General features: G+C 59.2%; 10 protein-coding genes. 6 read left to right on the forward strand and 4 right to left on the reverse strand.

The features are described from left to right. Positions 1-33: 33 nt before the first annotated feature. From ACIOMO_RS19525 to ACIOMO_RS19540, 4 genes are all read left to right on the forward strand, one after another. Positions 34-204: a hypothetical protein gene (locus tag ACIOMO_RS19525; RefSeq protein ID WP_401242972.1), complete on the forward strand. Its 171-nt coding sequence runs from the start codon at positions 34-36 to the stop codon at positions 202-204. A 543-nt stretch (positions 205-747) separates the two neighbouring features. After that, a complete protein-coding gene (locus ACIOMO_RS19530) occupies positions 748-1200 on the forward strand; it encodes an N-acetyltransferase (RefSeq protein WP_401242975.1) in 453 nt (150 codons plus the stop codon). Positions 1201-1234: 34 nt separating this feature from the next. Further along, positions 1235-1405 carry a hypothetical protein gene (locus tag ACIOMO_RS19535; RefSeq protein WP_171057229.1) on the forward strand — a complete coding sequence of 57 codons (171 nt, stop codon included), beginning with the start codon at positions 1235-1237 and terminating at the stop codon, positions 1403-1405. 172 nt (positions 1406-1577) lie between these two features. Then, positions 1578-3071: a YifB family Mg chelatase-like AAA ATPase gene (locus ACIOMO_RS19540; RefSeq protein WP_401242978.1), complete on the forward strand. Its 1494-nt coding sequence runs from the start codon at positions 1578-1580 to the stop codon at positions 3069-3071. Here the strand turns inward: ACIOMO_RS19540 and ACIOMO_RS19545 are convergent. The 3 genes from ACIOMO_RS19545 to ACIOMO_RS19555 all read right to left on the reverse strand — a co-directional run bounded on the left by ACIOMO_RS19545 (position 3068) and on the right by ACIOMO_RS19555 (position 7588). Continuing rightward, entirely contained in the window at positions 3068-4282 is a 1215-nt protein-coding gene (locus ACIOMO_RS19545) for an aldose 1-epimerase family protein (protein ID WP_401242981.1), read from the reverse strand. The two genes, ACIOMO_RS19540 and ACIOMO_RS19545, sit on opposite strands and share 4 nt — an antisense overlap. A 219-nt stretch (positions 4283-4501) precedes the next feature. Beyond that, entirely contained in the window at positions 4502-6478 is a 1977-nt protein-coding gene (locus ACIOMO_RS19550; protein ID WP_401242984.1) for a methyl-accepting chemotaxis protein, read from the reverse strand. A 189-nt stretch (positions 6479-6667) separates the two neighbouring features. Then, positions 6668-7588, reverse strand: a complete 921-nt coding sequence (locus ACIOMO_RS19555; RefSeq protein WP_401243038.1) for a LysR substrate-binding domain-containing protein — start codon at positions 7586-7588, stop codon at positions 6668-6670. A gap of 159 nt (positions 7589-7747) precedes the next feature. Between ACIOMO_RS19555 and ACIOMO_RS19560 the strand changes: the two genes are divergently transcribed. After that, entirely contained in the window at positions 7748-9145 is a 1398-nt protein-coding gene (locus tag ACIOMO_RS19560; protein WP_045123281.1) for a NorM family multidrug efflux MATE transporter, read from the forward strand. Positions 9146-9327: 182 nt separating this feature from the next. Here ACIOMO_RS19560 and ACIOMO_RS19565 read toward each other — a convergent pair whose 3' ends face one another. Next, positions 9328-11001, reverse strand: coding sequence for a bifunctional diguanylate cyclase/phosphodiesterase (locus ACIOMO_RS19565; RefSeq protein ID WP_159814930.1), 1674 nt, complete (start codon positions 10999-11001; stop codon positions 9328-9330). A 263-nt stretch (positions 11002-11264) separates the two neighbouring features. On the opposite strand from ACIOMO_RS19565, the gene ACIOMO_RS19570 reads away from it, so the two are divergent. Next, positions 11265-12257 (forward strand): UvrD-helicase domain-containing protein (locus tag ACIOMO_RS19570; RefSeq protein WP_401242988.1); only part of this gene is annotated, 993 nt, incomplete at its 3' end.

Below are 12257 nucleotides of genomic sequence, written 5' to 3' on the forward strand. Positions count from 1 at the left end.
GAACGAAATACGCCCATCAAGATGGAGGTATCTGTGAAAGATAAGAAGAGGAAGGAAAAGCTATTTCAGATTGTTGATTTACACCTCGAAGCACTCCGTTTGGCTGGGGATATGTCAGCCAACCAACGGCGATTTATTGAAGTTGCTGTTACATGTGGGCCAGCGCTTGAGCCAAGCGGCGTGCTGGCCGGTAGAAGATCCTGAGTGAAAAATAAAAAAGGCGTCCATAGGACGCCTTTTTTGTGTTCGGAGGAGTAGTCGCAGCGATTCTTTAGCTCCCGACTTTACGGCCTTGGGTTCAGAATCCGACAGGCTAGCCCGTCGTCATTACTTCAGAGAAACCAGCTTTCTCTGCTGCCAAAAATGCGGGGGAGCTTTTACTGGTGCCCAGTCCCAACGAATGCGCAGTTGCAGTCCTCGAGCGTGAGGATCCTTCAGTACCGCTCAGGAGTCAAAGCTCATTTACGATCGAGAGCAGCGCAAAACCCTCATCCATGCCGGTATAAAGTATTGCCTCTCCGCCCTCTCACACCCTGAACTGGCCATCTCCAACGTCCTTCACTAACACAAGCACAGTCCTACGAGGATCGTCCCCTACGTCTGATTACGTAAGCATCAATGCCTTCGATATCGTCTGTATATTGATCCCGACAGAACAAGACGATGCGAAGAAAAGGCAAAGGTACCGAGCTTCGAAATCAGACACTCAAATCTGAATCGCGCAAACTCGCACATCAAACAATGTCCATGGATCCAGAAGCCGTGGCAGCTGGAGTTGACGCTCTATTACTCAGGATCGATCCGATTACTCCAGTAGCAATTAACGCATTCCACCAGTGGACCGGCCCCGTTGGGTATCCCTGGGACTCTGTTTTGGACTGGAAGAACAAAGATGCAAAAGGGCTGGACTTGGCGTTCTGGTACGAAGAGGAACTGTGCGGACTGTGCTACGCAACACCGCGAAGAAGCACGATCTGCATGAAAATCGTCCTTTTGCAGGGACACACCTGCAAGACGAATACCTTGCGGGGTTGGATCGCTCCGATGGCATTGCTGACAACAGAGTTCTACGCCCGGAAGCTGGGGTGCACGCAAATCGAAGTACAAGAGCCAGACTCAGGCGCCATCCCTTACTATCAAACGCTGGGATTTTATTTTGATACAACCGGTCGCCTTGTCTTTCCATTGGACGACCAATAAGATCGAATCAAGCATCCCGGCACGTGAGGTGTTTATGAAGCAGAAGAAGCAGAAAACCCAACCGGCACGGGTGTCCAAACCGGGTACCGAGGCACTCGGATTACCGGACAGAGTTTCAGCCAGTCAGCGGCATTTTCTGAAAGTGGCCGCGACCTATGGCAAGGAAATGGAGCCCGATGGTTGGCTCGCCGGTGGTGGAACCTGAGTACCGCAAAAATGACCGCCTGACAGGCGGTTTTTTTATGCCTGAGAATTAGTGTCTTCAGCAACATCCAGTGAAGGTTCGACCTTAAAACTGTCCGACCAACGCCCTCTCCCCCGACTACCCTTAAAAAACCCGCAGGAAGCGGCTCCCCGATTCAGCTCAAGGAACGACCATGTCCCTCTCCATCGTCCACAGTCGCGCCCAGATTGGCGTCGATGCTCCCGCTGTCACCGTCGAAGTCCATCTGGCCAACGGTCTGCCGTCGCTGACCATGGTCGGCCTGCCCGAGGCGGCTGTGAAGGAGAGCAAGGATCGGGTGCGCAGCGCGATCATCAATTCCGGGCTGCAGTTTCCGGCGCGGCGGATCACTTTGAATCTGGCGCCGGCGGATCTGCCCAAGGATGGCGGGCGGTTTGATCTGGCGATTGCCTTGGGGATTCTGTCGGCGAGTGTGCAGGTGCCGTGTCTGACGCTGGATGATGTGGAATGTCTTGGTGAGTTGGCGCTGTCCGGCGCCGTACGAGCGGTGCGTGGCGTGTTGCCGGCAGCATTGGCGGCGCGCAAGGCGGGTCGTGCGCTGGTGGTGCCGCGAGCGAATGCTGAGGAAGCCTGTCTGGCATCGGGGTTGAAAGTGTTTGCGGTGGATCATCTGCTGGAGGCGGTGGCGCATTTCAATGGCCATACGCCGGTTGAACCGTATGTCTCGAACGGCCTGATGTACGCCAGCAAACCCTATCCCGATCTCAACGAAGTCCAAGGTCAATCAGCTGCCAAACGTGCGCTGCTGATTGCCGCGGCGGGCGCGCATAACCTGTTGTTCAGCGGCCCGCCGGGGACGGGCAAAACCTTGTTGGCCAGTCGCCTGCCCGGGTTGCTGCCACCACTCGCGGAAAGCGAGGCGCTGGAAGTGGCGGCCATTCAATCGGTCGCCAGTTGCGTGCCGCTGACCCACTGGCCGCAGCGGCCGTTTCGCCAGCCGCATCACTCGGCATCCGGCCCGGCACTGGTCGGTGGCAGCTCGAAACCGCAACCCGGTGAAATCACCCTCGCCCACCACGGCGTGCTGTTTCTCGATGAATTGCCGGAGTTTGATCGCAAGGTTCTGGAGGTGCTGCGCGAGCCATTGGAGTCCGGACACATCGTGATTTCCCGAGCCAAGGATCGCGTGCGTTTTCCGGCGCGCTTTCAATTGGTGGCGGCAATGAATCCATGTCCCTGTGGATATCTTGGCGAGCCCAGCGGCAAATGTTCCTGTACACCGGACATGGTGCAGCGCTATCGCAACAAGCTATCGGGGCCGCTGCTGGATCGAATTGATCTGCACCTGACGGTCGCGCGGGAGGCGACGGCTCTGAATCCGCAGGTAAAGCCGGGAGAGAACAGTGCCACTGCCGCTGCTTTGGTCGCCGAGGCGCGCGAACGGCAGCAGAAACGTCAGGGCTGCGCCAATGCATTTCTTGATTTGCCGGGGCTGAAGAGGCACTGCGCGCTATCCAAAGCCGATGAAAAATGGCTCGAGTCGGCCTGTGAGCGATTAACGCTTTCGCTGCGTTCGGCACATCGCCTGCTCAAGGTCGCCCGGACACTGGCAGACCTTGAGCAAGTCGATGCGATCAAACGCGAACACTTGGCCGAGGCGCTGCAATATCGGCCGGCGACACCTTAATGCTCGGTCAGATCAACCAGCGGCGTCTGCCGCACTTCGGTGTCGCGCCCCGCCTGAATTTCGGTCACACGCTTCAAGGCGTTATCCACAGCACCTTTGTCTGCGAGCAGGCTGTAGCTGATCTGGAACTGTTTGCGTTCCTTCGGTGCGATGGTCGGCACCAGATTCAACGGACGCTGATAGCGGCGGTTGTAAGAAAAACTGGTGCCCGGCTCCAGCCCCGTGACATAGCCCTGCCCTTGGGTATCAGTGTTTTTCCACAGAGAGAACACTGGCAACTGCTGGGTATTGAAGCCAACAGAAACACCAAGGCTGCCCGCCTTGTTATGCAGAACAGTCAGCGTTTCACCTTTGGCGTCGGCATAGGGCACGACGTTGTAGACGGTTTCGTCGTAGTCCTTGGTCGGCGCACGATAAGTCTGCCAGTCAGCCAGATCGCCCTTGGCCTTGTCGTTGAACGGCGAGACCTGTTTTACCGGTGCAGCAAAACGGGCGCCCTGCTCGAGGAACGGCGTGCTGAAATTGCTGTGATACAGCGCCTGGTATTCCTTTGGATAGTCGCCGTTGTTAGTCAGCGTATCGTTAAGTGCAAAGCGCACGCTGCCAGGTTCGGTGACCAGTTCAGTGACGACCGAGAAGTCGACTTTCTTGAAGGCCTGCTCTTTCAGCTCGCCGCGCAGACTGATGGCGTAGGGTGGCTTTTCGTCGATGTGCAGCGTGACGGTACTGGCCGGGATGTTGGCGGCGCGGCCATGCAAGGTCAGCAGTTCACCGTTGTCCATGCCGGGATGGCCAACCCATTCGTAACCGCAGCGGGCGACCAGCTCGTTGAAACCTTCCAGCCAGCCCAGACCACCGCGCCCGTTGAGCTCGATGAAGGCCGGGTTGACCACGTCCTTGACCGGCGAATCCCAACCCATGCGCACGTTGCCGACAGAGGCCTGCAAGACGTTCATCCCTCGGGTTGGCACCACCGAGAGTTTCATCGTGCCGTTATCGATATCGACGATGCTGACGCCTTCCTGCCGCCCCCCGTGCAAGGTACGCAGGCTTACGGAGAAGGGTTTGTCGGTTTTCACGCCGAGCTGCTCACTGGTGATGCTCCAGTTTTGCGCGGACTTGTTGGTGTCGAGGAGGACGTAATCCCAGGCCATGGCGTGGGAAGCAGCAGAGAATGCGCCGAGGGCGACGGCGAGTTTGAGCGGGGTCATGGCAGCAGCCTTTATTGGAGTTGTGCCATTTTTATAGCGCTGCGGAAACGTTTCAGCAAGTATGAAAGAGCAAGAGCTCGAGTGTTTTATTCAGGATTGGCAGTGAGGCGATCGCGAGCAGGCTCACTCCTACAGGGATCTTCAGTGATCACAAACATTGCGACCAACCGATACACCTGTAGGAGTGAGCCTGCTCGCGATAGCGATTTCAGCCACCCATCAACGAAACCGATCAACCTCGGCACGCAAGTCCGCCGCCAAGCCTTCCAGTTCCTTCGCCGTCACAGCCAGATTCGAAACAACCTCACGCTGCTCACTGTTGGCCAACGCAATGCTCTGCAAATTGCTGCTCAGCAAAGTCGCGGTGCTGCTCTGCTCCTGAGTCGCGGTGGTAATCGCGGCAAACTGCTGCCCCGCCGAACGGCTCTGCTCATCAATCCGCGCCAGCGCCGAGGCGACATTGGCGTTACGCGACAAGCCTTCCTGCATCAGCACATTGCCCTGCTCCATGGTGCTGATCGCGTTGCCGGTTTCCTGCTGGATGCTGTGGATCATCACCGAGATTTCATCGGTCGCCTGACGGGTACGCGAAGCCAGGCTGCGCACTTCATCCGCCACCACGGCGAAACCGCGACCTTGCTCACCGGCACGCGCCGCTTCAATTGCAGCGTTGAGCGCCAGCAGGTTGGTCTGCTCGGCAATCGAAGTGATCACGCCAACGATGCCGCCAATTTCCTGCGAGCGCTGACCGAGGGTGTTGATCACTGTGGCGGTGCTGTTGAGGGCGCCAGCGATTTGCTCCAGAGAGGACGAAGCTTCTTCCATCGAGCTGCGGCCAATCTGCGTCTGCTGGGCGTTTTCCTGTGCCAGACGTTGGGTCGCGCCCATGTTGTCGGCGATGTTCAACGAGGTCGCGCTGAATTCTTCCACCGCGCCGGCCATGCTGGTGATTTCGCCGGACTGCTGCTCCATGCCTTCATAAGCACCGCCAGACAAACCGGACAGTGCCTGCGCTCGGCTGTTGACCTCCGCGGAGGAACGGCGAATGTGCTCAACCATGGTCGACAGCGCCTGGCTCATCTGGTTGAACGCGCGCGACAACTGACCGATTTCGTCGTTACTCGCTACATTCAGACGCACGCTCAGATCACCGGCGCCCAAGGCTTCGGCCTGACGCACCAGATCACCCAGCGGTTGCAGTTTCGAACGCAGCAGCCACATCGCCGAACCGACCGCCAGCAACATCGCCAACAGGCTGCCAATCGCCAGTTGCGTGCCGACGCTCCAGGTCACTGCGCGTATCTCGGCTTTCGGCATGCTTGCCACCACCGACCACGGGCCGCCGTCGAACGGCACCGCGACGCTGTAGAAATCTTCGGACGTGTCGCCCCAGAACTGGCCTTTGCCCGGCGATTTCGCCAGATCCTTGATCAGCGGAATTGCTTGATCCAGCGCCTGCACGCCCGCTGGTGGAACCAGCCATTTGCTTTGCTCATCAAGCAACGCCAGCGAGCCGGTCTGACCGATGCGGAAGCGTTTGAGATTGTCGAACTGAGCGTTCTGCGCATCGGTGTAATCGAAACCGACGAACAGCACCGCAATCACTTTGCCGCTGCCATCGCGCACCGGGGTGTATTGGGTCATGTAGGAACGATCAAACAGCAAGGCGCGGCCGACATAACCCTGTCCGGTCATCAACTTCGCGTAGGCCGGATGGGCGTGGTCAAGCAAGGTGCCAATGGCGCGGCTGCCGTCCTGTTTGGTCAGCGAGGTGCTGACGCGGATGAAGTCTTCGCCACTGCGTACGAACAGCGTGGCAACGCCGGCAGTCATCTGCTTGAACTCGTCGACTTCCTTGAAGTTGTTGTTCAGCACTTCGCTGCCCAGGTGCAGACCCGGAGTCTGGGCGCCGGCGACGCTCACCGGCTCGTCCGGATGAAGGCTCAACCCGCTGCTGAAGCGCTTCTCGAACAACCCGCTGAGGCGCTGGGTGCTTTCACGCAACGTGCCGTGGAAGGTACTCAGTTGGTCGGCCAGCAGCCGCGCCTCACTGGCCAGATGTTCTTCACGGGTGGCGAGGTTGGCGGTATCTAGCGAACGCAACGCGAACAGCGTACTGCCACTGATGACGACCGCCAGAATCACAGCAAGGGCAAGGCCCAGCTGCGAGGCAATCCGAGCGCGAGGTTGAGACATGAACAGCTCCTGGCCGAGCCACCGGATCCTCCTTGATCGCAGCTGATGCTCGGAATAATTCTAATAATGGGGGTGAAGCATGGAGACCGGCACGACGGTTCCACTTGCTCATAGTCGGCGGTAAATCCGAATACTTGAGCGCTGTGCGAGGGTATGGCACGGGGCCGGCATTGTGGCGGCTCGAACGTTTCAGCTCAAGCGCGTGACGGCTGGCAGTTCCATGGCGCGGACTTCGCCTTGAAGAAAGTCGCTGAGGCGGCGCAAACGTTCACCTCCCGGACGGGTTTTTGGCCACACCAGGTAATAATTCAGGCCGCTGGCGACAGCGGTTGGCCACGGCAGACTGAGGCGTCCTTGCGCGACATCTTCGGCGACCATCAACAAATCGCCCATTGATACCCCGTAGCCACGCGCCGCTGCGATCATGCCCAGCTCCAGCGTGTCGAAGACTTGCCCACCCTTGAGCGAGACCTGATCGGACAAGCCCATGTGCTCCAGCCAACTGCGCCAGTCGCGGCGATCCGGGGTCGGGTGGAGCAATTCGGTGTTTGCCAGTCGATCAAGATCCCACGGTTGATCGTTGAGCAGATTCGGCGCGCCGACCGGGATCAACTCTTCGGGAAACAGCAAACTCGCCTCCCAGTCCGGCGGAAAATGGCCGTCGCTGAGCAACACGGCGCAATCAAACGGCTCATCGTTGAAGTCCACCGAATCGACATCCATCCACGCACTGGTCAGTTGCACCTCGTTGCCCGGCTGCAAATGGCGGAACCGACTGAGCCGCGCCAGCAGCCAACGCATGGTCAGGGTCGACGGGGCTTTCATGCGCAGGATGTCGTCCTCGGCACGCAAGGTGTTGCAGGCGCGCTCCAGGGCTGCGAAGCCTTCACGGATGCCCGGCAACAGCAAACGGGCCGACTCGGTGAGCTGCAAATGGCGACCGCTGCGGTGAAACAGCTTGCAGGCAAAGTGATCCTCGAGCGTACGAATATGCCGACTCACCGCGCTCTGGGTGATCGACAGTTCTTCCGCTGCGCGGGTGAACGAGCTATGTCGCGCCGCCGCTTCAAATGCGCGCAGGGCATACAACGGAGGAAGTCGACGGGCCATGCACAAAGCTCCAGTGGCGGGATGCAGCGAAATGAGCGGAATCTGTTCAGGATGAGTTTTAGTCATGCCACCCATCCTTTTTATCCCTTTGTGCAATGCCTGCCAAGGCCGGAGAATCGACGGTCTCCTGTTCCCTCTGAAAATTGAGTGGTGATACCCATGCAGCATCCTGTGCGTACTGAACTCTGGGCCATTCTGCGGCTGGCAGGGCCGTTGATCGCTTCACAGTTGGCGCACATGTTGATGGTGCTGACCGACACTTTGATGATGGCGCGCCTCAGTCCCGAAGCGCTGGCCGGCGGCGGTCTTGGCGCGGCAACTTATTCGTTCGTGTCGATCTTCTGCATCGGCGTGATTGCCGCAGTCGGCACCTTGGTAGCGATTCGCAAAGGTGCGGGCGACATCATTGGCGCGGCCCGTCTGACCCAGGCCGGGTTGTGGCTGGCGTGGCTGATGGCGCTGGGTGCCGGCTTGCTGCTATGGAACCTGAAACCGGTGTTGCTGCTGTTCGGCCAGACCGAAACCAACGTCAACGCCGCCGGGCAATTCCTGATCGCCCTGCCCTTCGCCCTGCCCGGCTACCTGAGCTTTATGGCCCTGCGCGGTTTCACCAGTGCAATTGGTCGGGCGACACCGGTGATGGTTATCAGTCTGGCCGGCACCGTGGCCAACTTCCTGCTCAATTACGCGCTGATCACTGGCATGTTCGGTCTGCCGAAAATGGGCCTGATGGGCATCGGTCTGGTCACGGCGATTGTCGCCAACTGCATGGCGCTGGCATTGGCCTGGCATATACGCCGGCACCCGGCGTATGACGCTTATCCGCTGCGCGCAGGGTTATCGCGGCCGAACCGCCAGTACCTGAAAGAACTCTGGCGCCTCGGTCTGCCGATCGGTGGCACCTACGCGGTGGAGGTCGGGTTGTTTGCCTTCGCGGCGCTGTGCATGGGCACCATGGGCAGCACGCAACTGGGCGCGCATCAGATTGCTCTGCAGATTGTTTCGGTGGCGTTCATGGTGCCGGCGGGGATGTCTTATGCGATCACCATGCGCATCGGCCAGCATTACGGCGCCGGGCAATTGCTCGATGCACGGATGTCAGGCCGGGTCGGGATTGTCTTTGGTGCGGTGGTGATGCTCGGGTTTGCGATGGTGTTCTGGTTGCTGCCAAATCAGTTGGTCGGGTTATTCCTTGATCACAATGATCCGGCGTTTGCCGAAGTGATTCGTTTGGCGGTGAGCCTGCTGGCCGTGGCGGCATGGTTCGAGCTGTTCGACGGCACGCAGACGATTGCCATGGGCTGTATTCGCGGGCTCAAGGATGCGAAGACCACGTTCCTGGTCGGGCTCGGCTGTTATTGGCTGATCGGCGCGCCAGCGGCGTGGTGGATGGCATTCCACTTGAACTGGGGGCCGACGGGCGTCTGGTGGGGATTGGCGCTGGGGTTGGCGTGCGCGGCGGTGAGTCTGACGTTGGCGTTTGAGTGGAAGATGAAGCGGATGATTCGGCTGGAGCCTGCGTCATCCCGGCCATTCACAGTTCCTCAGACCGACTGAAATCCCCCAATGAAAGGGAATCTTGTGGCGAGGGGATTTATCCCCGTTGGGTGGCGAAGCCGCCCCAAAATCTGATGTCGCGGTGTATCAGTTACACCCGGTGCGATGGTTTTGCGACTGCTGCGCAGCCGAACGGGGATGAATCCCCTCGCCACAATGTTGTTTCAAATTTGCTCTAGTGGTCAGCTCACGATTTCGAGGGCGGGCTGTTGGCTTGAGCCAAACGTCAGGTACTCAACCAGCTCTGCCAACGGCAACGGCCGGCTGATCAGATAACCCTGCACCTGATCGCAACCAAACCCGCGCAGCAATTCCAGTTGTTCCGGCGTTTCAACACCTTCCGCCACCACTTCCAGATGCAGGTTGTGCGCAAGGTTGATCATCGCGTGCACCAGTTTGCGGTTCTCTTCACGCTGTTCCATGCCACCGACAAAGCTCTTGTCGATCTTCAGCAAAGTGATCGGCAAGCTGTTGAGGTGCACGAACGATGAGAACCCGGTGCCAAAGTCATCCAGCGAGAAACGCACACCCAGGCGCCCGAGCGCATCCATGGTCTGCTTGACCAGATCGCTGCGACGCATCACCGCCGTTTCAGTCAGCTCGAACTCCAGCCACTGCGCCTCCACACCGCGCTCAGCGATCAAGCGGCTCAGCGTCGGCAACAACTGACTGTCCTGAAACTGGCGGAACGACAGGTTGATCGCCATGTGCAGCGCCGGCAATCCGCGTTCGCGCAGTGCCTGCATATCGCGCAACGCCCGGGAAATCACCCAGTAACCCAGCGGCACAATCAAGCCGCTCTGCTCGGCCAACGGCACGAACTCACTCGGCGGCAGCAAACCACGTTCGCCATGGCGCCAGCGCACCAAGGCTTCGAGGCCGACAATCTGCCCATCCTCAAGATTCAGGCGTGGCTGGTAATGCAGTTCCAGCTCATCACGACGCAAGGCCCGGCGCAGCTCACTTTCGAGGTCAGCCATGCTCCGCGCGTTGCGGTTGATACGTTCGTTGAAGATATGAAAGGTGCAGCCCTGCGTGCTCTTGGCCTGCTGCATGGCGATGTGCGCATGCCACATCAGCGGGTCAGCGCCAGCCTGCGCGCGGGCGTGGGCGATGCCGAGGCTGGAGCCGATGAGCAGGCTTTCGCCATCCACCCAATACGGTTCGGCGAGTGCTTCGGTGATGCGTTCGGCCATCCACTCGGCGCGTTGCGGCGCGCGGCGGGTGTCGATCAGCAAAGCAAATTCATCGCTGCCGAGACGTGCCAGTTGATCGCCGGCCTCCAACTGACTTTTCAGCCGCGCCACGACTTGCAGGATCAGACGGTCGCCAGCCTGATGACCAAGGGCGTCGTTGGCGTGGCGAAAGTTGTCGAGATCGAGATGCCCGAGGGCCAGGCCGCGACCATCGCCTTCAGCGAGACGCGCCGTCAGCAAAGTCTGGAAACCCTGACGGTTGGCGATGCCGGTCAAAGGATCCTGTTCGGCGAGGCGTTGCAGGGTGTTTTCGAGAACTCCGCGTTCGCGCACATGGCGCAGGCAACGGCGCAGCATGCCGGGGTCGAGGGCGTCGAACACCAGCCAGTCACTGACGCCAACCGGCGCGGTGTCCGGTTCATGTTCCAGCAGCAATACCGTCGGCAGGCTGCAGCGGCCGGGTGCCGGTTGCAACGCAGGAAGGGTCAATAACACCGCATGGCGGTTGTCTTCGAACAAACTGCTGACCGACTCCCAGCTCGGCGCGCTGATCAGCACCGCCGCGCTCCCCATCGGAGCCAGACACTCACGCAATAACGCTGTCCACGCTGGCTCTTCGGCCAGTAGCAGCAAACGCAAGGGTTCGACAGGCGTAGACAAGCTAGCTCCCTAGACTCTGCAATGATGTGGGCGGGGGCATTATGCCGTTGCGCTGACCAATGACCAAATGACAACGGATATCGAAACGTTATTTTGTGTCACGAATGAGAACATTAGCCGCAAAATCACCGCGCATCCTGCGTGAAAGTAACAAAACCGGCAAATTTGAATCGCGTGGTACGTCACAAGTCGGACAGAGCAGCACAAATCTCTGAGCCTGTTAAAATGCCGGCCCATTTCGTCAACGACTCCCGAATTTTCGTATGTCCCGACTCAATCCCCGGCAGCAAGAAGCCGTGAACTACGTCGGCGGCCCTCTATTGGTGCTCGCCGGTGCTGGCTCCGGCAAGACCAGCGTGATCACGCGCAAAATCGCGCACCTGATCCAGAACTGCGGCATCCGCGCCCAGTACATCGTCGCCATGACCTTTACCAACAAGGCCGCGCGCGAGATGAAAGAGCGGGTCGGTACCCTGTTGCGCGCCGGCGAAGGGCGCGGTCTGACGGTCTGCACCTTCCACAATCTCGGTCTGAACATCATCCGCAAGGAACACGTGCGGCTGGGCTACAAACCCGGTTTCTCGATCTTCGACGAGACCGACGTCAAGTCCCTGATGACCGACATCATGCAGAAGGAATACGCGGGCGAAGACGGCGTCGACGAGATCAAGAACATGATCGGCGCCTGGAAAAACGACCTGATCCTGCCGCCTCAGGCGCTGGAGAACGCGCGTAATCCCAAGGAACAGACTGCCGCCATCGTCTACACCCACTATCAGCGCACGCTGAAAGCGTTCAACGCGGTGGACTTCGACGACCTGATCCTGCTGCCGGTAAAACTCTTCGAAGAACACGCCGACATCCTCGAAAAGTGGCAGAACAAGGTGCGTTACCTGCTCGTCGATGAATACCAGGACACCAACGCCAGCCAGTACCTGCTGGTAAAAATGCTCATCGGCAAGCGCAACCAGTTCACCGTGGTCGGCGACGACGACCAGTCGATCTACGCCTGGCGTGGCGCGCGACCGGAAAACCTGATGCTGCTGAAGGACGACTATCCGTCCTTGAAAGTGGTGATGCTCGAACAAAACTACCGCTCGACCAGTCGCATCCTGCGTTGCGCCAACGTGCTGATCTCGAACAACCCGCACGAATTCGAAAAGCAGCTGTGGAGTGAAATGGGCCACGGTGACGAGATCCGCGTGATCCGCTGCCGCAACGAAGACGCCGAAGCCGAGCGCGTGGCCATGGATATC

Origin of the sequence: Pseudomonas sp. NPDC087804, assembly GCF_044742965.1 — a bacterium.
In the GTDB taxonomy this organism is placed as follows: domain Bacteria; phylum Pseudomonadota; class Gammaproteobacteria; order Pseudomonadales; family Pseudomonadaceae; genus Aquipseudomonas; species Aquipseudomonas rustica.

Excerpts from the sequence above, each read along its gene's own strand:
- ACIOMO_RS19560 (WP_045123281.1), top strand. The coding sequence starts at position 7,748 with ATGCAGCATCCTGTGCGTACTGAACTCTGGGCCATTCTGCGGCTGGCA.
- ACIOMO_RS19530 (WP_401242975.1), top strand. The coding sequence starts at position 748 with ATGGATCCAGAAGCCGTGGCAGCTGGAGTTGACGCTCTATTACTCAGG.
- ACIOMO_RS19535 (WP_171057229.1), top strand. The coding sequence starts at position 1,235 with ATGAAGCAGAAGAAGCAGAAAACCCAACCGGCACGGGTGTCCAAACCG.
- ACIOMO_RS19545 (WP_401242981.1), bottom strand. The coding sequence starts at position 4,282 with ATGACCCCGCTCAAACTCGCCGTCGCCCTCGGCGCATTCTCTGCTGCT.
- ACIOMO_RS19550 (WP_401242984.1), bottom strand. The coding sequence starts at position 6,478 with ATGTCTCAACCTCGCGCTCGGATTGCCTCGCAGCTGGGCCTTGCCCTT.
- ACIOMO_RS19555 (WP_401243038.1), bottom strand. The coding sequence starts at position 7,588 with ATGGCCCGTCGACTTCCTCCGTTGTATGCCCTGCGCGCATTTGAAGCG.
- ACIOMO_RS19540 (WP_401242978.1), top strand. The coding sequence starts at position 1,578 with ATGTCCCTCTCCATCGTCCACAGTCGCGCCCAGATTGGCGTCGATGCT.